We start from the raw sequence: 26532 nt of genomic DNA on the forward strand, positions 1-26532 counted from the left end.
ATCTTTAATGAAAACCCTAGATTATGAAGAACAAACTACTTATTCTTTTACTAATTACATTTTCTACTTATCTAACTGCGCAGGAGTTATTACCTCCTACAGAAATTAGTAAAGGAAATTTTATTGGTAAAACAGCAGCTTTAAGAGATATACCAGTGATTGCTGCAAATAGATCCCAAGGAGTTTCAGAGATTACTATTGTTCCTAATAATCTACGAGGAAATCAGAAGGTTAATGATCAAGCGTTACCGCTGGGTGCAGATCCTATTGCGCAGTTTACAACTGGACAATTTATGATGCTAGAGACTGAAGCCAACTTTGGTGGAGGAAACTCTTCACAATCTAATGCTACACCACCAGATCCTTCTGGAGCGGTGGGGCCTAATCATTACGTACAAGGAGTAAATAGTGTCATTAATATATATGATAAGCAAGGAACACTACTTGCAGGACCTACAGCATTAGGGAATTTTCTAGGAAACGGGCAAAATGAAGGAGATCCGATTGTTATGTATGACCAACTAGCAGATCGCTTTTTTGTTAGTCAGTTTCAAACCTCTAATGTTGCTAGTTTAAATAATATTCTTGTAATAGGTGTTTCAGAAACTCCAGACCCTACAGGTGCTTACTTCTTATATCAATTTCAGTTAGATGCCTTTCCAGACTATCCACATTATGCAGTGTGGCCAGATGCATATTACTTAACTGCAAATAAAAATCAAGGAAATACAACCTATGCATTAGATAGAGCAGCAATGCTCGCTGGAGAAGAAAACCCAACTTTAGTTGGTTTTAATCTTCCAGGAATTACCCGTAATCCGGGAACTGTTTTTAGTCCAGAGCCAGCAAACCTTACGGGATTCTCATTTCCTGAAGATGCTCCAGGTTATATTGTTTATTTACAAGACGACGGCTGGGGTGGAGCTATTACAGAAGATCACTTGAAAGTATGGGAGCTAGATGTAAATTTTGACGAACCTAGTAGTTCAACAGTATCAATGCCTTTAGAAATTCCTGTTGCTCCATTTGATTCTGTGTTTGCAGATTTTGGAGAGGGAGATCTGGCACAGCCTGGTTCTTCTCGAAAAATAGATATGATAGGAGGTGTTATTTCTTATGCTGCAAACTATAGAAGTTTTGAAGATCATAATTCATGGCTTATCACATTTAATGTAGATGTAGACGGAAATGATAGATCAGGAATACGCTGGACAGAGTTGCGTAACAGTGATACAGAACCATGGAGTGTTTTCCAGCAAGGAACTTATGCTCCTGAGGATGGAAAAAGTCGTTTTATGGGAAGCGGTGCAATGGATGCTCAAGGGAACATAGGACTAGCCTTTAATATAGGAAGCGCTAGTGATTTTATCGGAATCAGTTATACAGGGCGTTTTGATGGTGATACTGCTGGTGAGATGACACTGGGTGAAGCTATCATTATACAAGGTTCTGGAATACAAACTTTTACTAATCGTTTTGGAGATTACTCACATTTAACAATGGATCCAAATGACTTTTCTTTTTGGCATACGGCAGAATATTTCTCGGCAACCAATTTTTGGGATACGCAAATAGCTTCTTTTAGGTTATCTGATGGATTTACTAGTGACGTAGGTGTAATTGCTATCGACTCACCAGTAGATGGAATCCTAACAAGTACAGAAACGGTTCAAGTTACCGTAAGGAACTTTGGAACAGACCCACAAGTAGCTATTCCAATTTCTTTATCCCTGGATGGAGTGGTGATAGCAAATGAGGTAATTGCAGGACCAATTGCTCCAAACTCTAACAGCTCTTATGAATTTATAGCCACAGCAGATTTGTCCATACAAGGACAATCTTATGTAATAGCTGCGGAGACTAGTCTCGTAACAGATCAAGCTCTAGTAAATAATGATGCTGTAAAAACAGTAACGCACTTATATGAAAATGATCTTGGAGTATTAAGTATCAGGGCTCCAGAGTCGGCTGGAGGTTTATCTCAAGAAACAGTGATTATACGTATAAAGAATTTTGGCGCCATAGCGCAGTCAGATTTTGAAGTACAGTACAGTACAAACGGAGGAACTCCCGTAGTAGAAACATTTACTGGCGCCATCGCTCCTGGAGCGATTGAGGAATTCTCATTTACAGGACAAGCAGATATCTCAGCATTTACTACGTATCAGTTAGAAGCTAGAACTAATGGCGTGGGAGATCAAGACCCTACAAATGATATAGCAACTGCAGAAGTGATAAACACATGTATGCCTAGAGCTACTGAACCCAATGGTGCAGGATGCCAAGCAGACGGAATCAAACAATTTATATTAAACACTATCAATGTAGATGATGGTGGTGATGGATGTAATACAGAACCTTCAAACGGGCCTCAAGGTTATGCAGACCGTACAGCTCTTGAGACGACACTAAGTAATGTTGCTGGTCAAAATGAATACGTACTTCAGGCGCGTCATAACTATGATGCAGGAGCAGGCATCGAAGTGCTCTCGGTATGGATTGATTTTAATGATAATTTCATTTTTGAAGAGTCAGAACAATTGATTCAAGGCGTTCCTTTCCCAGGAGCAAATACGCTTGATAGTTTTGATCTTGTAATTCCACTAGATGCACCTTTGGGAAGTCATATATTACGAGCAAAGGCCATCGATGGAGGAGAGCCAGGTGATATTAATAATCCTTGTTCAGATTTCCGTTTTGGGGAGGTGCAGGATTATACGGTTACTATAGATGATACATTAAGCGTTGATGATTTCCTAGAAGGAACTACAGACTTAGTCATTACGTCAGTAGGAGAGAATCAATTTGATGTGCAATTGCCAACAGATTATGATGGTAAAGTGTATATAGGTGTTTCTAATCTTCTAGGGCAGCAATTAACGTATAAAGCAATAGCTAGAGGTAATGATGGTTTTAGAGTATTATTGAACTTAGCTAACCTTTCGTCAGGAGTATATATAGTAACAGTAAATGATCAAACGGGCAGATTTACTAAAACTAAGAAGATTATAGTGCAGTAGATTTTAATTATAACATTAGATATATGCATATAGAAAAAGCCTTATTATCAATCGATAATAAGGCTTTTTCATTAAGTACATTCTCAGAACTCTTCTATAATAAATAAGAGAAGTGTTGAGGTGATTTTTTATTGCTTTCGCGAAAGCAATGCCATATAAAATCCGTCGTAACCTGTTTTTGCAGGGCTTACTGTTTCTTCTTTATCAAGTTGAAACTTCTGACCTTGTTCTGTAGCTAGGAAGGCTTGCACTTGCTCTTGATTCTCTCTAGGTAAGATAGAACAAGTAGCATAAAGCATTTTACCATCTTCCTTAACGATTTTACTATAGCTTTCTAGTAATTCTGCTTGTCTTTGTACGACCTTGTCTATAAATTCTGGCTGCAATTTCCATTTTAGATCAGGATTACGTTTAATAGTTCCTAGTCCTGTACATGGCGCATCAATCAACACGCGGTCTGCCGTATTATATAGTTTCTTAAAAATCTTTGTTGAGGTGATTTCTCTTGTCTCAATATTATGCGCTCCAGCACGCTTAGATCTTCTTTTAAGTTCTTTAAGTTTACCTTCATAGATATCCATGGCGATAATCTGCCCTTTGTTTTCCATCAAGGCTGCTAGGTGTAATGTTTTTCCTCCAGCTCCTGCACAAGTATCTACTACGCGCATTCCTGGTTTTACATCAAGCATACGTGCCACTTTTTGAGATGAGGCATCTTGCACTTCAAAGAAACCGTTCTTGAAAGCTTCTGTGGTAAATACATTCTTACGCTCTACAAGCTCTACGGCATCTGGATATCCATCTAATAATCGAGTATCTATATCTTGATCTGCAAGCGTATTTCTTAAATCTTTTGGAGTAGTCTTCAAGGTATTTGCTCTAAGTACAACTTGTGCTTGTGTATTTAAAGCTGCAAGTTCTAAAGCCCATTTTTTACCAAGTGCTTTCTCTCCCATCTCATCCATCCAGTCCGGAATAGACTCCTTGTACTTTCTGATTTTTGAAAGTTCGTCAAAACGTCCTTTTATTCTACGCGTAGGTATAGGTTCCATTTGTTTCCAGTCTGGAACTTCAATACCTCTTAATGTAGCCCAAACAGCAAATAACCTAAATAAATTAGGTCTACTATATGGTGCTTTTACTTCTGCAATTTCTGAGTATAATCGTTGCCAGCGCACGATATCGTAAACTGTCTCTGCAATGAAACCGCGATCACGGGATCCCCATCTTTTGTCAAATTTGAGAACCTTTCTTAAAACCTTATCAGCTTGTTCTCCGTCATTAAATATCATCCCTAGTGCATCAACTGCGGCAAAGACTAAATTTCTGTGTAATTTCATACTTTATTTTGAGGGTGTAAAGGTATTGGTTCTTTAGGTAATAGTGCTATTTTTACTAAAATTTTGACAATGCGTTTTCTATCTACTTTTTTCATTTTATTTATTCTTATTACATCTTGTAAGGATGTAAAAACCAATACCCAATCTCCTGCTGTTGAGGATGCTCAAGTTTTCACGAAAGTGGATATCGAATTTTTACATCAGGACAGTACAAGTATACGTGCTCTAGAAGTAGCTCACGATGCAGTGATGTATGCAGGTAGCGACGGTCACTATGGTATTTATGAGATGAATCTTGATAAAACCAAGTCTACAGATGCTGCGATGGCTTCACAGTTTAAGGAAACTAATAAAGGTAGAATAGACTTTTTGGGTAAAAACCCAGCTTTTAGAAGTATAGCTAGTACGAGCAAGGCTTTTTACATACTCTCCATTGAAAATCCAGCATTGTTATATCGTTATGATAGAACAAGCAAAGAGGTTTCATTAGTATATACAGAACAACAGGATGGTGTTTTTTATGACGCTATGACTTTCTGGAATGAGGAAGAGGGAATCGCGATAGGAGATTCTGTAAACGGTTGTTTATCTATTATTGTTACAAGGGATGGCGGTGCTACTTGGGGAAAGCTAGATTGTGGATCATTGCCTAATCAACTAGAAAAAGAAGGAGCTTTTGCTGCTAGTAATACTAATATTAAAACCATAGGTGACGAGACGTGGATTATTACCGGTGGTGGTACGTCTAGAATATACTACTCTGCAAACAAAGGGTTTTCTTGGAGTATTTATAACGTTCCAGTAGCTCAAGGAAAAGATACTCAAGGTGCTTATACCATGGATTTTTATGACAATAAAACAGGTATTATATACGGAGGTGATTATACTACACCAGAAGATAATATTGACAATATAGCCATGACAAGCGACGGTGGTAAGTCATGGATAGTTACAGCTTCTGGTAAAAATGATGGCTATAAAAGTTGTGTTCAGTATGTTCCTAACTCAAATGGAAAAGAAATCATTGCAGCTGGATTTACAGGTATTTCATATTCTAGTGACTCAGGTGCTTCATGGAAACAATTATCTGACGCGCCTTTCTTGACTGTAAGATTTGCAAATGATTCTACAGCTTATGCGGGAGGAAAAAACGCACTAGCAAGGCTTAATTTTAAAAGATAAGAGAGTTATTATGGCTCTCTGTGATCGCGCTTTCCATCTTTATCACCACGAAGTTTGTGTAATAAATCACGTCTAAAATCTCCTTCGGCTTTGAGAAGTATAAGTGTCTTTTTATAAGAGAGCTTATTTTTTAAACTCACAAACAATGCTTTTCTAGCATCAAGTTTTTGTTGCTCAAAAGACTGAATGTTATCAAGCGTGTTTTTTGCACTGCTTTCATCCATAGTATCAAATTGATCTCTGGTTTCCTTAAGTACTTTACGTTCTCTGCTATAAATCTCAGACATGCGCTCACCGTAGGTATTGTAAATAGGCCAAAACACTTGTGCTTGGTCTGGAGTAAGCGATAGCTTTTCTGTTATATAAGCAACCTTAAGTGCTTGTATTCTTTCTTTTTTTGAATTTCTATCTTTCTCTTGACCTACCGCAGTCGCAGTGATCATGATGGTAACTATAAATGTTATAAGTAGTCTCATAATTTAATCTAAGTAAAAGTGGTAGCTATCTGTGCGATCATCTAGATAGTCTATAATAACTGATTCGTCTAAGGCAATATCGTTGTGAAGTGCATCAATGTCATCATCAGATAACCAATCTGCAAATTCTATTTGTTCAAGATCACCTGCTTCGCCATCAAGATATTCTGCAATAGCAATACTCTCGATTCCCGCCGTTGTGTCTAGTTGTGACCAAACAATACTTGCTAAGAGTAGGAGGGCAGCCGCAACTCCCGCAATGGAATAGTAATAGCTTTTAAGAGATATTACTTTAGTAGCAGTTTTTTGAGCTGGTGTGCTTTCTTCTTCTAGCTTTCGCGAAAGCGTAGCAAGCATTTCATTTTTAGAGTTCTCAAAATATCCATCAGGGATATCATAGCGCTCATTACTTGAGCTAGATAATGATACTTCTAAAGTGATATTATCAAGAATTACTTCTCGACTAGTGTCGAAGTAATCTTGAGGAACTTTAAAACCTCTTTTAGACGGTATGTTGTTTGTTGTTTTCACGGTTCTATAAATAAGACTCTTAAAAAGTCAAAAGGTTTAATCTGCTTGTAATATGGCGGTTACTTTTTTTGTAGCGATATGGTAAGAGCTTTTGAGAGCTCCTACAGAAGTGCCGAGTATTTCGCTCATATCTTCATATTTCATATCTTGATGATACTTCATCTGGAAGACTAGCTGTTGTTTTTCTGGTAATTGCGCTATTGCTTTTTCTAACGCTAGCTGTATATCGTCACCATTAAAATAGACATCACTCTCTAAGTTCTCTACAATACGCGTTTGAAGCTCTTCATTTGAAATTTGTAAATGTCGAGCACGTTTCTTTAAAAACGTTAGCGATTCATTAGTAGCAATTCTATACAACCAGGTATAGAGCTTACTATCTTCTTTAAAGTTTTTAATACCCTTATACACTTTAATAAAGACATTCTGCAGTACATCATCTGCATCTTCATGATTTTTTACAATCCCTCGTATATGCCAATACAATGGCTTTTGATATTTATCAAGTAACATAGCAAATGATCCATTATTTGGATCTTGCTGTAATGCGAGTATGAGGTCCTGCTCTTCTATGAGATACGTTTTTAACTAACTATAAGACTTCTAATGTAATCAAAGGTTTAATCCAGATGACAATCTGTAGTCTTAATTGGCAGATATTAACATGTAGACACTATAAATATCGATAAAATGCATTTAATCACGATTAAATACACAAATAGCTTGTGGGATTGAATTAAGGGTTTTATATTTGAATCATCATTAAGAGATGGTCAATTAGAATCCCCAATTCATAAGTTGATTTTACAATAGTTTTTAGTGTCTAGGCCCCAAAGCTAGCATTAATATCTAACCTACTTAACCTAAAAAAGCCCGTAAAAACGGGCTTTTTTTATGTTGTAATGTAGTTAAAGAGATTACCCTAAGTACTTCATTAAGATTTTACTTTTAGAAGTGTGACGCAATCTCTTGATAGCTTTCTCTCTAATCTGGCGTACACGCTCACGGCTTAGATCAAAAATATCTCCTATCTCTTGAAGCGTCATAGCTGGTTGATTACCTAGACCGTAGTTTAAACGTACAACCTCTGCTTCTTTCTCTGTAAGTGTATCAAGTGCTCTGTTGATCTCAATACTTAAAGACTCTTGCATAAGTTCTCTATCTGGACGAGGTGACTCGCTAGAACTTAAAACGTCATATAAGTTGTTATCATTTTCACCTTCGGCAAAAGGAGCATCCATACTTAAACTACGACTTACGTTTTTAAGTGAGATTTTTACTTTTTCTTCAGATATGTCAAGATACTTTGCAATTTCTCCAGAGGTAGGCTTACGCTCGTGTACCTGCTGTAAGTAAACCATTGCTTTGTTAATCTTACTTATCTCACCAATTTTATTGAGAGGAAGACGTACCGTACGTGCATGCTCTGCAATAGCTTGTAAGATAGATTGTCTAATCCACCATACGGCATATGAGATAAATTTGAAACCTCTAGTTTCATCAAAACGTTTTGCTGCTTTTACAAGCCCAACGTTTCCTTCGTTAATTAAATCAGAAAGGGATAAACCTTGATTTTGATATTGTTTTGCTACAGATATTACAAAACGAAGATTTGCTCTTGTAAGAGCGTCTAGTGCTCTCTCATCTCCTTTTTGAATACGTTGTGCTAACTCAACCTCTTCTTCGGCAGTAATTAAATCAATCTTGCTCACATCCTGAAGGTAGTTGTTCAGGGATTTCGTCTCTCTATTAGTAACCTGCTTGGTGATTTTGAGTTGTCTCATGTATTGTCTTTGTATTAAGTGAGTATTACCCCATTATAACCTAAATGATTCATAAAAGCAAGTATTTAACTAAAACTGTTAAAAATATGCGCTAAACCCAGTAAAACCGAGACTAGTAAAAATTACGTTATGATAATTTTAAGATATGATAAAGTTATAATAAAGAATAAACTCTATTATTGAGTATATATAACGTGCAAAGGTAAGATTTGTTACATTTAACTCATAATTATAGCGCATGAAAATACAACAGCAACTCATTATTCTTTTCATTTTCAGCATTTTCATAAATTCTTGCGATCAAAAGGAATCTAATGTGGGTACTGCTGCGATCAAGAATAATGTCATTATCTCAACAGATAGCGAGACAGCGTTTAATGAAAATTATGCCCACATCGTGTATTTTTGGTTTAAAGACCCTACCAACGAGGAGGATAAGCAACTTTTTGAAAAGTCCCTGCGCACTTTCTTGGATAGTTCGTTGTATGCAAAAACACAGTTTATAGGTTCAGCGCCTAGAGCAACAAGGGAAGTTGTAGATGATACCTTTACTTATAATCTAGTGCTGAGTTTTGCATCAGCTGAGGATCAGCAGGCGTATCAAGATGAGGCTGCACATAAAAAATTTATTAAAGAATGTGCTCATCTTTGGGAAAAAGTAATAGTGTATGATGCCACGAGCATTAGATAATTACCCCATAGTTACAGCTTTCAAATATAATGACGGTGGTTAGTTACGCTTTCGCGAAAGCGCAATTATAACTAGTTTTGTACTATGTCAAAAGATCAAAGTAAAAAGAGTAAAGTAACTATAACATCTGCATTTAAAACCATTATCTGGCCACGACGAAAGCTAGTATTTATTGGACTCATTCTTATCGTAATAGGTCGTCTAGCGAGTCTCGTGTTGCCATGGAAATCAAAAGCTTTACTAGATGACATTATCCCTAATAAGGACATGGCTGCACTATACGATTTATTGTGGCTCGTAGGGGTTGCGCTTCTTATACAAGCCATCACATCATTCTTACTTACACGTATATTGAGTGTGCAAGCACAGTATCTCATCTCAGAACTTAGAGCTCAGGTACAGAAAAAAGTATTGTCATTACCTATTAGTTTTTTTGATAACACAAAATCTGGAGCCCTCGTATCACGTATCATGAGTGATGTAGAAGGCGTACGTAATCTTATAGGTACAGGATTAGTACAGCTGGTGGGAGGGACCATTACTGCCGTTATATCCTTAGTGCTATTGATACGTATTAATGCGTTAATGACGTTGTTTGTGTTCTTACCAGTAGCCATTTTTGGGTATGTTGCCTTACGTGCTTTCAAATATATCCGTCCAATTTTTAGAAATAGAGGTAAAATCAATGCCGAAGTAAAAGGAAGGCTCACCGAGACGCTATCTGGTGTACGAGTAATCAAGGGCTTTGGTGCAGAAGAACAAGAAAATAAATCATTTGAAGAAGGTGTTGATAGATTATTTCAAAACGTTAAGAAAAGTCTTACTGCTACTGCAGTGATGTCTAGTAGTTCAACATTTTTACTTGGTTTAGCATCTGTGGGAATTATGGGTATAGGTGGCTATTTTATGATACAAGGAGAGATGACTACGGGAGAGTTTCTGTTTTTTACACTCTTGCTAGGTTTTATGATTGCACCTATCGTGCAGATGAGTAATATAGGGAGCCAACTAACAGAGGCGCTAGCAGGATTAGACCGTACGGAAGAATTAATGAACATGACGCCTGAGGATGAAATAGGCAATCGGGATATAGAACTAGAACACTTTAAAGGAGATATAAAATTTGAAAATGTATCCTTCTCTTATGAAAAAGGAAAAGAAGTGATACATAATATTTCCTTTGAAGCAAAAGCAGGAACAACGGTAGCACTTGTAGGTAGCTCTGGTTCTGGAAAATCTACTATTGCAGGATTATCTGCAACATTCTTAAATCCTCAACAAGGAGTGGTGTCTGTAGATGGTCAAGATTTATCAAGAGTAAAATTACCTAGTTTTAGAAAGCATTTAGGAGTTGTATTGCAAGATGAATTTCTATTTGAGGGAACCATAAGGGACAATATAATGTTCCCTAGACCAGATGCCTCAGAAGAGCGATTACAGGAAGCGGTAAAGGCTGGTTATGTAAATGAGTTTACAGATCGTTTTGAAGATGGACTTGATACACTTATAGGTGAGCGAGGTGTAAAACTATCTGGTGGGCAGCGACAGCGTATTGCCATTGCTAGAGCAATACTTGCTGCTCCTAAAGTGATTATACTAGATGAGGCAACCTCAAATCTCGACACCGAAAGCGAAGCGCTTATTCAAAAGTCGTTATCACAACTGGTAAAGGATAGAACGACTATTGTTATTGCCCACAGGCTTAGTACTATAAAAAAGGCTGACCAAATCTTAGTGATAGAAGATGGCCGCATCGCAGAGCAGGGAACTCATGATGAACTTATAGATAAAGAAGGAAGGTATTTTGACTTATACACGTATCAAGCTAAGATTTAGTGATTTTTTAAATAGCTAGTAATTAAACAATTCACTATACTATGTTTACAGTCTAAGTACTACGAAAAAACTACTTATTCTTAATCGTATGCATATTTTTTAAGCATATCAATGGAAGTGTACTCTAATGCTTTTTGATCTGTGGCAGCCAACTTTACCAGTGGTGCAACCCCAGCTTTTTCTGCTTCTAGCCATCTTAAAATACACAAACACCATCCATCGCCAGGTTTAAGTCCAGGGAAATTCCACTGAGGAATAGGAGTAGAGAGATCATTTCCTTTTGACTTTGTATACGTGAGAAACTCCTCTGTCATAATAGCACAAACTACATGAGCTCCTTGATCTATGCCAGCAGTCCTACAGTATCCATCTCTAAAATACCCTGTCATAGGATCACTGCAACAACCTATCAATGATGAGCCTAATATATTTAATGCGGGTGTACTGTTGTCATTCATGATTTTGCTTATATTTTGTTAAGTAAAGGTCTTAAATCTTAATCTCTTGGTAAATTTCATGATAGAAATTAATATTTTTTGTGAAATGCAGCCTTTACATATCTTAAAATCTTAATTTTAAATAAAAAAACACATGGAATATTTATCGATTGTTTTAAAATGTATTGTTGGTTTAAGCATTCTTAATGTTTGGCTATTGCGTAAAGGACAATCTTCACCTTGGAGAGGAGGAAATGCAAACTCTTTAAAAGAAGAATTTGCTCATTATGGATTATCAGAAACAGCGATGAAATCGGTAGGGACCATTAAGTGTTTACTTGCTGTAGGGCTTCTAGTTTCTATTTTTGTACCAGTTTTAGAATTTTATAGTGCTTTAGGTATTGCGGTGATGATGGTAGGGGCAATTGCAATGCACTTGAAAGTAGGGGATGCTTTAAAAAAGTCTTTTCCTGCATTCCTATTTTTAGCACTTTCAGTATTGATTATTCTTATCTAAGGAAAATCAGATAATAAGCTAGATAAGCATTGAGAACAAAGAATACAAAGGATGGCAAAGCGGCTATAAAGGTATCTTTTATCTTAAGGCGAACACCCCATCCTAATAGCATTAGTAGTGAAATCCCCATCAGGGCTGCAATTTGTAACGGCTTGTAGAAGTATCCTATTAAGACTCCTAGTCCTCCAATAATTTGTGCGACGCCAGTAATTTTTCGTTGTAGTTTAGATAGTCCAAAACGCTCAAATTCGGCGGTCATAAAATTGGAAGACAAACAACTCACACCGTAATAAAGGAATGAAAAGCCTATTAACCCTATAAGTATTGTATGTGCTATTGTCATTTAATAAAGATATACTAATTGTAAAGTTAACTTCCAGATAAACAAAAAGCGACCGTTTGGTCGCTTTTTATCATTTATTGTAAATGGTTACTTTATATACCGATCACTTTGCTCTTCAAGATTCTCTTTTGATTCTCCACCTTGACTATATAACATGTTTTCCTCGTCTTTAATTCTGTTTGTTGTGTTCTTGCTAGCGGCACTACGTCCAGGCACGTCTAGATCTTTTCCAGAAAAATCAACTTTTTCTACTCTATTAGTTAACGCAACATCATCTCCACCATCTTGACGAATATTGCTTTCGATATCTTGTCCTAATACTTTAAGATCTTCACTCGTAATATCAGAGTTGTATGATGTATCCTTTTGGTCTTCCTTTAACTTGTTATTGGTATTTGCTTGTGCTTTCATATCTTTTGTTTTTTATAAAGTTAAGAAGATATCATAGTTATAAAATGGGCTTTAACCCATTGATAAGAAAAGGATAACAAATGGTGTTAAATACAAGTCATAGTGGGGTGTGTACATAATTACGCTTTCGCGAAAGCTAAAAAATCACATTATTTTTTGTATCTTTACAATTATTCACGAATACCTTATCAAAAGGTAGGTTACACAGTTCAAAAATCTTTTACAGACTTAATTGTTTTTAAACTGCGTAAACGTGAGCGTTACGGGATATTCTTGTAACGACTTCATTTAATACGAGAAAAGAGTTAATGGCTAGACCACAAGAAACCTTTGGTAAAAAAGAACGAGAAAAGAAAAGGCTTAAGAAAGCTGAAGATAAGCGCAAGAAAAAAGCAGCGCGAAAAGAAAGCGGAGAAAAAGCAAATGAGTTTGTATACGTAAACCACTTAGGACAATTAGTAGATACTCCACCAGATCCAGCTTTGAAGGAAGAGGTAGATGTAGAAGATATTGTTTTAGGGATTCCTAAGAAAGTTGAAGGCGATGAGCCAGATCCTATCAGAACTGGTTTTGTAGAATTTTTTGACTCTTCAAAAGGTTTTGGATTTATCAAAGATGCCGATACTCCAGAAAAGTACTTTGTACACATTTCTGAAGTACGTGATGGTGAACTTAAAGAAGGCAATAAAGTGTCTTACGAAATAGAAAGAGGACAAAAAGGAATGAACGCAGTACGCGTGAGTAAAGTTGCTTAAAGCAACTCCTTTACCTCAATAACTTGTCTAGGCTCCAGACCCATTAGGGTTTGTGAGCCTATTCTTATTCTTACAAGTCTCAGTGTAGGGAATCCTACAGCACTCGTCATCTTACGTACTTGTCTAAATTTTCCTTCTGTAATAGTTACAGATATCCATGGTGTAGGACCATGACGAGCATCTCTTATTTTCTTAGAACGTTCTGGCAGCGTAGGATTCTCAATTAATCGTCTTACTTTACATGGTTTTGTTTGATATTTCTTACCGTCAAAACCAATCTCGACTCCAGCGGCCATTTGTTCAATAGCGTCGTCCGTAATCATACCATCTACTTGAACATAATATTCCTTTTCAATACCTGATCGATTAATGGTATCTGAGAGTTTACCATCTGTTGTCATGAGTAGTAATCCCTCAGATTTCTCATCAAGACGCCCTATAGCCATTGTGCCTTCAGGAAAATCATATAACTCGCTCAAAAACTTCTTCTTTCTAGCCTGTCGCGCATCATTACTAAGCAGCTGACTAATAAAACCATAAGGTTTGAATAATTTGAAGTGAGTATGGCTCATATCTAATTAAAGGAAGAGTAAAATAAATAAAGTTGATTGTTAAGAAGTGTATTGTTTTCTATTATTCTTTAAATCTCCAGGCAAGAAATCTTGATTTCTTATTACCCTGAGACATATCTACCGTTCTATGCTCAGCATTAAGCTTCTCAAGTTGCTTTTTGATTTTAGGAAGGTGTTCGCTTTTTGAAACTAAAGTTGTAAACCAACCTACTTGTGATTTAAAGTTTACACTTTCCTTCACCATGCGTTTGATAAATAGTGCTTCTCCACCATTACACCAAAGCTCGTTAGATTGTCCAGCAAAGTTACGTTCAACTTCTTTGAGTTTAAGCCCTTTTGATTTCTCCTTAGTTGCTTTAAAAGCATCCTTCTCAGAGCTGTAGAAAGGCGGGTTACACATTGTAAAATCGTAATGCTCCCCAGGTAAAATCGCTCCTGTAAAGATATTAGCACGATCTTGTTGATAAGTAGCTGTTAAGAATCCTTTGAGGTGCGTATTTTTCTCAAGGATTGTATTTGCATTTCTAATAGCCTTTGCATCGATATCAACTCCTTTCATTTTCCAATTAAAAACAGATCCTGCTAGAAGTGGGTATACAAAGTTTGCACCAGTACCTATATCAAGGCCGTGAGCATCTTCTTTTCCTATAAAATCATTGAGATAATGTAGATAATCTACGCGTCCCGGAATTGCTGGACACAAATATCCTTCAGGAATTTCATACCAGTTTAGAGAATAATCGCTCAATAAAATAGCACGATTGAGTTCTAAAACCGCTTTAGGATTTGTAAAATCTATTGTTTGAATTCCGCGGTCTGTTTCTAGAACATAAGGAGCAAGCTCTTTATTTGCTTTTCTAAGCTGTTTAAAAAGATAAGGACCTATATTTTTATTATTTGGATGCATAGCTAGATAATTAGTAACGCCCTGATTATATGTTATCACGACAGTTTATTAGCCACTTTATACCTAATTAATATATAAAGTGATTAACGGTGCAAAATTACCAATTATACTTTCCTTAGTAAGAGAAGCAAGCCTTTTTCTTTGGGTAGGAAAAAGTATCCGTTTACACTAACTTTCCTCTATATGCTAGTGAGATCATATTATGTGATAAAAGTAAGTTCTTGTCCTTCACGTAAGATGAGAGATAAGATATGACCAGTTTTCTTTGGTCTGTAGTAAGGTGCTTATATGCTGGCTTAGCAATCTGAGTATCCCACTTTGTACCTATGACATTATCTAGCGCAATGCGCAGATAGCAATGATTTTGAAAATTAAGATCTGGATAATGACTTACTAATAGTTCAGGTATTTCAAGGTAATAGGTTTTAAAATCTAAGGCTGTGTCCATAATTAAGCAGAAATAGCAAGTGATACAATATGCGGATTTTTATGTCTACGTAAATAACTTCTCAATATAATGTCTGTATGATACGTACTTTTTTTAGGTAATAAATGTGAGGCTACTTCATCAAAATGACTCACTTGCTCTGTCTCAGGTACAAAGCCAAAACCTTTATAAACACCTTTATCTACGTATATGAAGGCTGTTTCATCTTCGGTGCGACCGTCTTCCTTTATAATGTAACTCTCATTTTCTGCATCAAAGGATTGTAATGCCTCGCGAACGCGGAGATTATAATCAGACACAGATTCTTTATCACTACAGATACCTTTACAATTTTTTAAACTGTAATGTGAGCACTCATCAAAGGTTGCTTGAAGTCCGCAAAAACGCGGGCATAACTCATGCATCTCACAAAGCTCCATGAGTCGCTCTATGGCTTTAGCCCTAGTAAATACTTTTTGAGTAGCTGTATGTCTATATTTTGTCTTGGCTACCGCGAGCTGTATGATACCTTTTCTATTTTCATACGATATAATAGAGTAGGTGCTTGTGGGTATTTTTTGAGCTCTATTGAACTTTGGGAAATATTGCTGGATATATTCAGATTCTAGTAATAGTGCGCAAAGTTCATTTCCTGTAACTTCATAATCTATTTGATAGGTTTCTTGACCTAATAAATATTCCTTATTCTTTTTATCGTAAAAATGCGAGAGGACTCTCTTCTTTATATTAATTGCCTTGCCCACATAAATCACTTTACCCGCGCGATCTTTAAACAAGTAAATGCCAGCTGTTTCTGGTAACTCTTGAATAATGCGTGATGGTAAATGAGGTGGGAGCGTGGCTTCTTTAGAGCGAACGTTGAGAAAGGAACTCATTACTTTGCCATCCTCATCGAGGGTGAGTAATCGCTTAAAGAGAATTACAGTAGCATCTGTATCTCCTTCAGCTCTGTGGCGATTATTAAGAGGAATTCCTATGGAGGCGCAAAGATTACCCAACGAGTAGCTGAATAGACTAGGTATAAGCTTTCGCGAAAGCCTAACCGTACAAAGTTTCTTTCGAGTAAATGAGTGACCGAGTCGCTTAAACTCGCTACGTAACACGTTGAAATCAAAAGTGACATTATGTGCTACAAATACGGCTCCTGAGGATATCTCAATAATTCGATCTGCGATTTCATTAAACAGTGGTGCATCTGCCACCATAGCGTCATCTATACCCGTAAGATTGGTAATAAATGGCGGAATGTATTGTTCAGGATTTACTAGTGAAGTAAATTTATCTACTACCTCACCATCTTTAAGGCGTACCGCACATATTTCTGTAATGCGATTGCCATTAATTCCTTTTCCCGTAGTTTCTACGTCTATAACACAATGATATGTAGGCTCTGTCTCATTCATAAATGAGTTACAAAGTTACTCTTTATTTTGAGATATTAGGAATAATTCCTAAAAAATGGAAAATATTATGAATGCTATTTTAAAAAAGTGAATCCTATTGGTAAGAAATTAGTGTTTGATCTCGTCAAGTGCCTTTTTAAACTCTTCCCAGCTCACACTATCATTACCATCCTTACTATATCCGTCTATTAATGCAGAGGCAACCATAGACCTTATAAAACCACTTATTTCTGCTTTTTTTAATAGTTCTTTGATTTCATCCTTTGATAAAGTACCATTACCATCTTCGTCAAAAAAAGCAAAAGCCTGCTCCGGACTATCAAATTCTTGTGTAATTAAGATTTGAAGTTTCTTGAGAATCATATCTTTAGTAGCCATACAAATTTTCTTTTATAATGATGTGAGTAAGGTTTTATACTCGCTTTAAGAGATAAAAGTACAACTTCACCTACTTGCATCAAAAAGATAGTTGGTTATGATTTCAATTTTTCACGAAAGTGAAAACCTTATGATAATGAAAACATTGTTTTAACAACGCATTAACCGCAAGGGCGAGAGCATGGACTAATTTTGTAAAAAAAAAGTCGCATGGAAAATTATAAAGAACTCTTAAGCCCGTTAAACACTGAGCATTTTAAATTAAAAAATAAGGTGGTAATGGCGCCTCTTACGAGGTCTAGATCTACTGCAGGACATATCCCGACAGATATAATGATTCAATATTATGGTGAGCGTGCCGGTGCAGGACTTATAATAACAGAAGGAACGTCGCCGTCACTTAATGGTGTGGGATATCCTCGTATACCGGGTATTTATAGTCGCGAGCAAGTAAAGGCTTGGACGCCAGTTGCAACTGCTGTACACAAAAATGGTGGAAAAATATTTATGCAACTTATGCATTCTGGTCGTATATCACATCCAGATAACATGTCTGATGATGCGATAGTATTTGCGCCGTCTGCTATTAGACCAGAAGAAACGAAGATGTATGTAGATGGAAAAGGTGAATTACCTATTCCAGAACCTACAGCGATGAGCGTTGAGGATATAGAGCATACCATAGAAGAGTACGTTACTGCAGCAAAAAATGCTATTGAAGCTGGTTTTGACGGCGTAGAAGTTCATAGCGCAAATGGTTATTTATTAGATCAGTTTTTAAATACTGGAACAAATAAGAGAGATGATAACTACGGTGGTTCTGTAGAGAATAGATGCCGCTTTACACTTGAGGTTACAGAACGAGTTGTAGGAGCATTAGGTAAGGAAAAAGTTGGAATTCGTTTATCACCTAATGGAGCAATGAATGACCTAGGACCTTTTGATAGCCAGAAAGAGACATTTGATTACCTATCTGCAAAATTAGAAGAGATTGCACCAGTTTATATACATCTCGTAAACCATGAATCTATGGGAGCACCAGGCTTACCAGCAGATATTAAGAAGAATATACGTGACCGTTTTAGTGGTTTACTTATTCTTAGTGGTGGTTATGATGCTGCAAAGGCAAATCAAGATTTGATGGATAAGAAAGGAGATTTAGTCGCTTTTGGACGTAATTTTATAGCAAACCCAGATTTAGTTAAGCGTTTTGAAGAAAATGCTTCTCTCAATGAGCCTAATCCAGATACGTTTTATACTCCTGGAAAAGAAGGTTACATTGATTACCCAACGCTCCAAGAGCAAAAAAATAACGCATAACTTTTAAACCCTTGCAAAAGGGTTTTTTTATGGAAAAAACAGATAATTATATGACGGCAGACCAAGGTAGGCGTTCTTTTAAAATAAAGGATGTGCCTCGACTTATGGTTGACACTTATAAAAAATGGATGGCATCAGACCCATTTAAGTTAAGTGCTATCGTTGCCTATTATGCCATCTTATCACTGCCTGCACTTGTTGTTATTATTTTAAACATTGTAGGGGCGGTGTGGGGTAGAGATATCGTTCAAGGAGAACTACTTGCTGAAATTACTAAAGTCTTAGGACAAGAAACAGCAGAGTCTATACGACTCATGATGGTAGACCGAGGAGATGAAGAAACAGGTTTTTTTACAGCTACAGTGGGTATTTTAGTGCTATTATACGGTGCAACGGGTGTTTTTTTTCAATTACAGCAGGCGCTAGACACGATATGGGGAGTTAATCTCAATGAGCAAGATGGGATTCTTAATATTATAAAAAGTAGGGCGAAGGGATTTGGATTTATTTTAATTATTGGGTTCTTACTTCTCATCAGTTTTATAGCCACTTCACTACTTAGTGCATTTTCAAATAGACTAGCAGAATTTTTACCAGCCTCTTTAATAAAGTTTATTTTTGTAATAGATATTGCAGTCTCATTTATGGTGATATATACGCTATTTGCTGCATTGTTTAAGTTCTTACCCAGCGTTTATGTGCGCTGGAAAGCAGTACGAGTAGGCGCCGGTCTTACAACCATCTTATTTATATTAGGAGAAGTTGCGATGGCATACTATTTTAATACTATGGAGCCTAGTTCTACATATGGAGCAGCAGGATCTATAATCCTCATCATGCTCTGGGTTTCTTATAGCAGCCTGATTTTATTCTTTGGAGCAAATTTTACGAGAGTATATGCAGACGCATATTATAATGAAGCGCGCCAGTTAAAGACAGGAATAGGTTTCAAAAGATTTCAACATTTTAAAAAGAAAGAAGAATAGTTACGCTTTCGCGAAAACTACCAATTAATAATAAACTAAATAACCAAATATGACAGAAGTAAAAGCATATGGCGCTCAAGATAAAGACGCCGACTTAAAAGAAATGACAATAAAACGTCGTGATACACTTGCTACAGATGTAAAAATTAAAATTACATACTGTGGAGTTTGTCACAGTGATATACATACGGTAAGAAGTGATTGGGGACCAGCAATGTACCCAGTAGTTCCAGGACATGAAATTGTAGGAGAAGTAATAGAAGTAGGATCTGATGTCACAGGATTTAAAAAAGGAGACGTAGTAGGAGTAGGGTGTCTAGTAGATTCTTGTCAAGAATGTTCATCATGTAAAAGTGACCTTGAGCAATTCTGTAAAGAAGGAGCGACATGGACTTACAACAGTAAAGACAAGCATACAGATGGGCACACCTTTGGAGGGTATTCTCAAGAAGTGACTGTAGATCAAAACTTCGTGCTTAACATACCTAGTAATTTAGATATTAAAGCCGTTGCACCTTTATTATGTGCAGGTATTACTACATTCTCACCATTACACCACTGGGGTATCAAGGAAGGAATGAAAGTAGGAATTGTAGGTCTAGGTGGTCTTGGTCATATGGGAATTAAGTTTTCTCATGCCATGGGAGCAGAGACAGTAATGATTACAACTTCAAAAGGAAAAGCTGATGATGCAAAACGCCTAGGAGCAGATAGCGTTCTAATCTCTAAGGATGAAGATGCTATGACAGAGCAACATGGAACTTTTGATTTTATATTAAATACAGTACCTGTAAGTCACGACATCAATCCATATTTAGCATTGTTAGGCGTAGATGGAACTATGTGTATGGTAGGAGCGATAGAGCCGTTACCAGATGTACATGGTGGTAATCTTATTATGGGACGTAAAAGTGTTGCAGGTTCTCTTATAGGAGGAATTAAAGAGACTCAGGAGATGCTCGATTTCTGTGGTAAGCACAACATTGTAAGCGATATAGAAATGATTTATATGAAAAATATTAATGAAGCTTATGAGCGTGTACAAAATAACGATGTAAAATATCGTTTTGTAATAGATATGGATACACTATAATAGATGTCTTATTTATTAAAAAGTTGTAAAAAGCGAGCTATAATGGCTCGCTTTTTATGTTTTTAACGTCTTTTACTTCATTTTTAACGATTACTTAGCGGTCATTCTTTAGTGTCCTTGTGATATTTGTAAAAAAAAGAATTATTATGTTTTTCAACAAAACGATACTGTTAGGAGGGTGCATTGCTGCATTCGTTACGCTATCATCTTGTGATCATAAACAACGAGGTCAAGAAATACGCGAGGAAGCACAACGCGAGATTCTCCAAAAGAAACTATCAGAAAAAGCTCTTAAAGAACAGATCATCATTGAAGATAATAAGGTTTATGGTTTAGTTTCTAAAATTAACAATACCGAGGAACTTTCAGAATTTGAATCACAAATTAAGGAACTAGAAATAGATGAATGTTTAGTAAATCAAGGGTCTTTTACTGTGTTTGCCCCAAATAATGAGGCATTTGACAATAAAAAATTAAGTGTTTTAAATAAGAAGTCTAGTGATTATAATAAGGTTGAGGCAAAAAACGCACTTAAGTATCACGTAGTTCAAAATAAGTGGACTACAGAAAAACTTGAATCAGAAATTAAAAAAAGTGGAGGCTCATTAGAGTTGACTACCCAGAATGGAGCTAGCATCCATGCGACATTAAATAAAACAAGCATCATCCTTAATGATGAAAGTGGTCATACTGCTAGAATACTCACTTCAGATATGAGTGCCTCAAATGGCTCTTTATATATTATAGATAGCGTTTTAATGGCTGACTAGCCTACCAATTGCTCCTTTACTTATCTCCATCTCATAGATCATTTCGTTCTGTATTTAGTTAGTGGTTACTGTTTATGTTGCCTACGAAATTTACATTCAGAAGCTCAAAAAACTTCTAAAAACTCTTGCTTGGGTATGGTTCTAGCACGCTTTCGCGAAAGCGTAACACACAACAATGTTAAAATTTTAATAGTAGGTTGATACTATTTAACAGAAGATTACGTCGTCAAATTATGTTAAAAGCGATTATCGGCGTTAATTTGTTAAAGCTTATCAAATCCTCTATTTTCATTGTCAGAAGAACAACAGTCTATCCCAAAAAAGCCTAAGAGAAAGTATCGATGGCTTCGCATTATTGGTCGAATCTTACTGATCATACTTTTCATATTATTCTTAATTATTTTATTCATACGAAGTGAGTGGGGACAGAATATTATAGTTTCTAAAGCAGTTACCTATTTATCTGAGAGGACAAATACCAAAGTTGAACTAGAAAGGGTGTTTATCACCTTTGATGGTGATATTGCGGTAGAAGGACTTTATATAGAAGATAAGAAGGGTGATACACTGGTTTACAGCAGATCATTAGAGGCAAATATCCCGTTTCTTCCCATAATACAGGGTTCTGGAATAGGAATTGAAGATGCACAGTGGGAAGGCGTCCGTGCAAATATCATAAGAAAAGATAGTATCTCTGGATTTAACTTTGACTTTATTACAGAAGCATTTGCTAGCCCATCAACTGCAGTGGTAGATACCACTACGACAAAGCCTCTTGATATAATTTTAGGAGATCTTTCCCTAAAGGATTTTGACATCACTTACAATGATGGTGTGACAGGAATTACGAGTAGCTACGTATTTGATGTTCTTGAAGTAGAGATGGATATTGTAGACCTGGAAGCAATGAAGTTTACTGCTACTAGCGGCTTGATAACAAATGGACGCTTTAATATTTATCAAGTTCCAATACCTGCAGATCCAAATGCAGAAGAAATTCCGTTACCATTTTTAGCGTTTGACGAGTTAACGCTTAACAACGTTAGCGGTAATTATACTGGTACAGAGGCAGGAATCGATTTTGACTTCGATTTTAAACAACTATATGCCGAAATCCCAAAGGCAGATTTTAATACGTTTACCATAGATGTAAATACAATCAATATTGCAGATAGCAAGTTGGGTATTGATATGACTACTGTTGCATCTGGAACAAATAATGAAACGGTAGCGAGTTCCATTTTTCCGGCTTACACTATTCAAATAAACGAAGCGCTAATAAAAAATACAGATATTGCCTATACAGTAGATGGAGCAACTCCTTCTAAAGGTGTATTCAATCCCAATGCTGTTATTCTTGAAGATATCGCCTTTGATGCATCAAATACATTTTTAAAAGATTTTAAAGCGGGTAGCACAATTGCTCATCTTTCGGGTTATGAATTTAGTGGTATTCATCTTAAATCTTTGGCAACAGATTTTATTGTTTCAGAGCAAAATCTAGCCATCAATGATTTAAAGCTTCAGTTAAATAATAGTGCTTTAGATGGTAATATATCAATGAATTACCCTTCATTTGAGTCATTAACATCGCAACCTGAAAAGGTAACTCTAAATGTCTCAATACCAAGCGTTAAATTTAATGTTAAGGATGCTTATCGATTTCAGAAAGACTTAGCAAACAATCAATATGCAAGCGCATTAAGCAAGCAATTAATAACTGGATCTGTAAATGCATCAGGATCGTTGGCTTCACTTGATGTTCCATCATTACGTATGAATTGGGGTAAAGAAACAGCGATTTCAGCAAGTGGTTCTCTTAGTAATCTTAATGATGTAGATAAGCTCTACATGAACCTACCAAAAATACAAGCACAAACAACCAAGCGAGATATTTCAAAGTTTGTAAGTACAGATTCGCTTTCTATTAATTTACCTGAGAAGTTTAAACTAGTAGGGAGTGCAAAAGGTAGTATTGAGGATATTATAGCGAGCGCAACAATGACTACAAGCCAAGGTGCAGCAACCATAGCTGGTAGATTTAAAAATAGTAACACAATTGCATTTGAGGCAGATCTTGCTGTGCAGGAATATGCGATGGGAGAATTATTGGGTAATGACCAATTAGGAGCACTCACCTTATCTGTTAAAACTAGTGGATCAGGAAGCACTATAAATACACTCGATGCTAGTATAGATGCTACTGTAAATACTTTCCAATATAATAAGTATGCTATTAAGGACCTTAACCTCAAAGGTCAAGTCACAAATGGTAAAGGGGCATTTAAATCTACTTATAAAGATGAAAATCTTAATATGACGTTAGACGGCTTAGTAGTGTTAGATTCTATAGCTCCTGAAGCCTCAATAGATCTTGACATTATAGGAGCAGATCTGCAAGCGCTTGGTCTCATGCAAAGAGATGTGCGCACAGGTTTTAAACTAAAAGGAAATTTTAAGGGTAATGCAACGAGTTATGACGTAGCTGCTACGATGAATGATGGTATTGTTGTTTATGATGACCGCTCATACCTCATTGGGAACTTAGATGGTACTGCGAGAGTTCGCCCAGATAGTACCTCAGTTACTTTTGATAATAAAATCATGAATCTTGATTTAAAATCAAATGCAGATCCAGCACGCATAACAACAGCATTTCAAGATCACATTTATAGCTATTTCTATAGAGATGTGGCTGTTGCAGATACACTGGTGAATCCTGTAAATCTTATTCTTAAAGGAAAAATTAGACAGTCGCCTTTACTTAATGAAGTGTTTTTAGTAAACATGAAAGATCTTGACACGGTATCCATTGATCTAGACTTTGCACAAGCAAAGCGTGTATTAAATGCTTCTATTAAAGCACCACATATTAATTATGGAGGTAACGAGATCGATAGTCTTGCTTTTGTAATGAATACAGATAAGGATGATTTTAATTTTAATCTAGGCTTTAAAGGAATAACAGCTGGTCCACTTGCAATTCAGCGTACAGAGATAAGCGGTAATCAGACCAATAATGAGCTAGCATTAGATTTTATTGCCTATGCCGGAGGAGAGAAGCTTATACAAGTTCAATCTGAAATTACTGGAAGTAGAGATAATCTCCGTTTTCGTGTATTGAGAGATAGTTTGATTTTTAATAAAAAACAATGGGGAATCCCAGTTACTAACGAAGTCCTCATCACAGATAAAAAATTATCCTTTACCGATTTTCGCTTTAAGCGAAATACACAGTCGGTAGAGATTACAGATAAGCTTCCTACCATTGAGAAAGACCATATTGCAATAGACTTTAGGAATTTTAAGATTAGCGAATTCTTAGCTTATCTCAATCCAAATGAGCAACTAGCTACTGGAAATCTTAACGGCGATCTGGTGTTAGAAGAGCCTTTTGGAGATTTAGGTTTCTTGGCAGACTTATATGTGCAAGAGCTTGGTCTATTGGGAGAGGATCTAGGTACAGCAGAGCTTACAGGTAGATCACTTAATGGGGATCGTTATGACTTTAACTTGGGCGTGCAAGGTGGAAGTGTAGACCTTGATTTGACTGGTGATTATGTAGCAGATGTAGATGGCGCATTAATTAACATGGATCTCGATATTAACGAGATTAAAATGGAAGCTATAGATGGCTTTTCTCTTGGAGAGCTCAAAGATGGCTCAGGAAGTCTTGAGGGTAATTTTAAATTAAATGGGGCACTTGCAAGCTTAGAATATCAAGGATTTTTGAGGTTTAAGAATGCAGGATTTGTAGTGTCAAAGCTTAATGCTCCTTTTTCTTTAAAGAACGAAACAATCTCCTTAGATAACGATGGAATCTCAATGTCTAATTTTACAATATTAGATGAAAAACAAAACACACTTGTAGTCTCTGGGCTCATTGGTACGGAGAGTTTTATTAACCCATCTTTTGATTTAACAATCAACGCAAAAGATTTTCAAGCTTTAAATGCTAAGCCAGAAGATAATGACTTCATTTATGGTACGGCTGTTTTTGATGCAAAAGCAAGTATCAAGGGGGATTTACAAATTCCAATTGTTACAGTGGACGCGACAGTAGGAGGTGCTACAGATGTTACTTATGTGATGCCTACGGCGGCAGCAAATATAGAATCTAGTGACGGAATTGTTGTTTTTGTAAATCGTGAAAATCCAGATGCCATACTTACAAGAACAGAAGAGGAGACTGGAACAATTACAGGGTTCGATTTCAAAGGACTTTTTAAGGTTAATAAAGAAGCGCAAGTAACCGTACTCATTGACAAGGAAACGGGTGATAATCTTAAAGTACAAGGAGAAGGAGATTTTAATTTTACATTACAACCTAATGGTAGAATGACGCTCACGGGTGTGTACGACGTAACTAGTGGTCAGTATGAAATGAATCTTTACAATCTAGTGAACCGCACATTCAAATTAGATCCTGGTAGTAGAGTAAGCTGGTCTGGTGATCCTTTTGATGCAAAACTTGATGTACGTGCTGTATATGAAGTTGAGGCTTCTGCATCACCTTTGATGGCAAGCGCAAATGCGGGAGCAGATCCTGCTCAAAGTAGTAAATACAGACAGCAGCTACCATTCTTAGTTTATTTAAATATAGATGGCGAACTGCTGAGTCCAAAAATTAATTTTGCTCTTGATTTGCCAGAAGATGAGCAAGGCGCCATAGGTGGCCAAGTTTATAGCCGTGTGCAGCAAGTAAACCAGCAAGAAGGAGAGCTTAATCGTCAGGTGTTTTCATTGCTGGTGTTAAATAGATTTTATCCAGATTCTAATTCTGATGGAAGTCGTGGTGGTTTTGCAAGTATTGCAAGAGATAACTTAAATGACGCTCTATCGGATCAGCTTAATATTTTTTCAGATAAGTTATTGGGAAAAACAGGATTTCAACTTGATTTCGGATTAGATAGTTTTACAGATTATCAAGGAACCACACCACAAGAGCGTACACAGCTAGATATTGCAGCACAACGTAAGTTCTTTGGTGATAAGCTTACAGTACGCGTAGGCAGTAGTGTTGATGTAGCTGGTCAAAGTGCTTCTGGCGAGAGTAACCCGCTTATTGGGAATGTGAGTCTTGAATATGAGCTTACCGAGGACGGTCAATACCGTCTTAAAGGTTTTCGCCGTAGTGAGTTTGAGAATGTAATAGATGGACAAACGATTGTAAGTGGTATTTCACTTATATTCCAGCAAGAGTTCAATAAATTTAGTCAGCTGTGGGATGCTATTTTAAGAAAGAAACAGCAGCAGCTTGTAGAAGAGGAAAAAGCTAAGAAAGAAGCGACTCCACCTGAGGAAACTATTGAAAATAATAAAAACAACTAGC

At 36.6% G+C, this 26532-nt stretch carries 24 protein-coding genes; 11 read left to right on the forward strand and 13 right to left on the reverse strand.

From position 1 onward, the window contains the following. The first annotated feature begins 23 nt into the window (after positions 1–23). On the forward strand, positions 24–3020 hold the full coding sequence (locus tag SJY37_RS12360) for a GEVED domain-containing protein (RefSeq protein WP_298324943.1): 2997 nt from the start codon (positions 24–26) through the stop codon (positions 3018–3020). Positions 3021–3148: 128 nt separating this feature from the next. On the opposite strand, the gene SJY37_RS12365 is transcribed toward SJY37_RS12360, so the two are convergent. Then, entirely contained in the window at positions 3149–4360 is a 1212-nt protein-coding gene (locus SJY37_RS12365; protein ID WP_298324947.1) for an RsmB/NOP family class I SAM-dependent RNA methyltransferase, read from the reverse strand. Positions 4361–4429: 69 nt separating this feature from the next. Here SJY37_RS12365 and SJY37_RS12370 point away from each other — a divergent pair, with 69 nt between their 5' ends. Beyond that, positions 4430–5542 (forward strand): oxidoreductase, encoded by a 1113-nt coding sequence (locus SJY37_RS12370; RefSeq protein ID WP_298324950.1) that lies wholly within the window; start codon positions 4430–4432, stop codon positions 5540–5542. Positions 5543–5550: 8 nt separating this feature from the next. Here the strand turns inward: SJY37_RS12370 and SJY37_RS12375 are convergent, their stop codons facing one another. The 4 genes from SJY37_RS12375 to SJY37_RS12390 form a co-directional block, all read right to left on the reverse strand. Then, entirely contained in the window at positions 5551–6018 is a 468-nt protein-coding gene (locus SJY37_RS12375; protein ID WP_298324952.1) for a hypothetical protein, read from the reverse strand. A gap of 3 nt (positions 6019–6021) precedes the next feature. After that, positions 6022–6549, reverse strand: coding sequence for a hypothetical protein (locus SJY37_RS12380; protein WP_298324954.1), 528 nt, complete (start codon positions 6547–6549; stop codon positions 6022–6024). Positions 6550–6585: 36 nt separating this feature from the next. Then, a complete protein-coding gene (locus SJY37_RS12385; RefSeq protein WP_298324956.1) occupies positions 6586–7062 on the reverse strand; it encodes an RNA polymerase sigma factor in 477 nt (158 codons plus the stop codon). A 404-nt stretch (positions 7063–7466) separates the two neighbouring features. Continuing rightward, positions 7467–8333: an RNA polymerase sigma factor RpoD/SigA gene (locus SJY37_RS12390; protein WP_013752207.1), complete on the reverse strand. Its 867-nt coding sequence runs from the start codon at positions 8331–8333 to the stop codon at positions 7467–7469. A 238-nt stretch (positions 8334–8571) separates the two neighbouring features. Between SJY37_RS12390 and SJY37_RS12395 the strand changes: the two genes are divergently transcribed. Together SJY37_RS12395 and SJY37_RS12400 are read left to right on the forward strand one after the other, a co-directional pair. Beyond that, positions 8572–9024 (forward strand): Dabb family protein, encoded by a 453-nt coding sequence (locus tag SJY37_RS12395; RefSeq protein ID WP_298324965.1) that lies wholly within the window; start codon positions 8572–8574, stop codon positions 9022–9024. An 84-nt stretch (positions 9025–9108) separates the two neighbouring features. Next, positions 9109–10860: an ABC transporter ATP-binding protein gene (locus SJY37_RS12400; RefSeq protein WP_298324967.1), complete on the forward strand. Its 1752-nt coding sequence runs from the start codon at positions 9109–9111 to the stop codon at positions 10858–10860. Positions 10861–10940: 80 nt separating this feature from the next. Here SJY37_RS12400 and SJY37_RS12405 read toward each other — a convergent pair whose 3' ends face one another. After that, positions 10941–11318: a DUF2237 family protein gene (locus SJY37_RS12405; protein ID WP_298324970.1), complete on the reverse strand. Its 378-nt coding sequence runs from the start codon at positions 11316–11318 to the stop codon at positions 10941–10943. A 133-nt stretch (positions 11319–11451) separates the two neighbouring features. Here SJY37_RS12405 and SJY37_RS12410 point away from each other — a divergent pair, with 133 nt between their 5' ends. Beyond that, entirely contained in the window at positions 11452–11814 is a 363-nt protein-coding gene (locus tag SJY37_RS12410) for a DoxX family protein (protein ID WP_298324973.1), read from the forward strand. On the opposite strand, the gene SJY37_RS12415 is transcribed toward SJY37_RS12410, so the two are convergent. Continuing rightward, positions 11807–12157 (reverse strand): DoxX family protein, encoded by a 351-nt coding sequence (locus tag SJY37_RS12415; protein WP_298324976.1) that lies wholly within the window; start codon positions 12155–12157, stop codon positions 11807–11809. The two genes, SJY37_RS12410 and SJY37_RS12415, sit on opposite strands and share 8 nt — an antisense overlap. Before the next feature lie 87 nt (positions 12158–12244). Then, a complete protein-coding gene (locus tag SJY37_RS12420; RefSeq protein WP_298324978.1) occupies positions 12245–12568 on the reverse strand; it encodes a hypothetical protein in 324 nt (107 codons plus the stop codon). Positions 12569–12876: 308 nt separating this feature from the next. Between SJY37_RS12420 and SJY37_RS12425 the strand changes: the two genes are divergently transcribed. Beyond that, positions 12877–13323: a cold-shock protein gene (locus tag SJY37_RS12425; RefSeq protein ID WP_013752200.1), complete on the forward strand. Its 447-nt coding sequence runs from the start codon at positions 12877–12879 to the stop codon at positions 13321–13323. Here the strand turns inward: SJY37_RS12425 and SJY37_RS12430 are convergent. From SJY37_RS12430 to SJY37_RS12450, 5 genes are all read right to left on the reverse strand, one after another. Beyond that, a complete protein-coding gene (locus SJY37_RS12430) occupies positions 13320–13895 on the reverse strand; it encodes a pseudouridine synthase (protein WP_298324981.1) in 576 nt (191 codons plus the stop codon). The genes SJY37_RS12425 and SJY37_RS12430 overlap by 4 nt on opposite strands. A gap of 61 nt (positions 13896–13956) precedes the next feature. Further along, positions 13957–14841, reverse strand: a complete 885-nt coding sequence (gene rlmF, locus SJY37_RS12435) for a 23S rRNA (adenine(1618)-N(6))-methyltransferase RlmF (RefSeq protein ID WP_339844526.1) — start codon at positions 14839–14841, stop codon at positions 13957–13959. A gap of 124 nt (positions 14842–14965) precedes the next feature. Beyond that, positions 14966–15250, reverse strand: coding sequence for a hypothetical protein (locus tag SJY37_RS12440; RefSeq protein ID WP_013752197.1), 285 nt, complete (start codon positions 15248–15250; stop codon positions 14966–14968). Positions 15251–15252: 2 nt separating this feature from the next. Then, positions 15253–16653, reverse strand: a complete 1401-nt coding sequence (locus tag SJY37_RS12445) for an exonuclease domain-containing protein (RefSeq protein WP_298324985.1) — start codon at positions 16651–16653, stop codon at positions 15253–15255. Between the two features lie 108 nt (positions 16654–16761). After that, positions 16762–17031: an EF-hand domain-containing protein gene (locus SJY37_RS12450; RefSeq protein WP_298324987.1), complete on the reverse strand. Its 270-nt coding sequence runs from the start codon at positions 17029–17031 to the stop codon at positions 16762–16764. Between the two features lie 210 nt (positions 17032–17241). Here SJY37_RS12450 and SJY37_RS12455 point away from each other — a divergent pair, with 210 nt between their 5' ends. The 5 genes from SJY37_RS12455 (at position 17242) to SJY37_RS12475 (ending at position 26531) form a co-directional block, all read left to right on the forward strand. Next, a complete protein-coding gene (locus SJY37_RS12455; protein ID WP_298324990.1) occupies positions 17242–18351 on the forward strand; it encodes an alkene reductase in 1110 nt (369 codons plus the stop codon). 29 nt (positions 18352–18380) lie between these two features. Continuing rightward, the gene (locus tag SJY37_RS12460; protein WP_298324993.1) at positions 18381–19337 is read left to right on the forward strand and encodes a YihY/virulence factor BrkB family protein; all 957 of its coding nucleotides are present in this window, start codon (positions 18381–18383) and stop codon (positions 19335–19337) included. Positions 19338–19386: 49 nt separating this feature from the next. Then, entirely contained in the window at positions 19387–20430 is a 1044-nt protein-coding gene (locus tag SJY37_RS12465) for an NAD(P)-dependent alcohol dehydrogenase (protein ID WP_298324996.1), read from the forward strand. 146 nt (positions 20431–20576) lie between these two features. Continuing rightward, positions 20577–21200, forward strand: a complete 624-nt coding sequence (locus SJY37_RS12470; protein ID WP_298324999.1) for a fasciclin domain-containing protein — start codon at positions 20577–20579, stop codon at positions 21198–21200. A 291-nt stretch (positions 21201–21491) separates the two neighbouring features. Further along, a complete protein-coding gene (locus SJY37_RS12475) occupies positions 21492–26531 on the forward strand; it encodes a translocation/assembly module TamB domain-containing protein (RefSeq protein ID WP_379953146.1) in 5040 nt (1679 codons plus the stop codon). The last annotated feature ends 1 nt before the right edge of the window (position 26532 follow it).

The sequence above is a fragment of the Dokdonia sp. R78006 genome, from assembly GCF_042466145.1.
Lineage (GTDB): Bacteria > Bacteroidota > Bacteroidia > Flavobacteriales > Flavobacteriaceae > Dokdonia.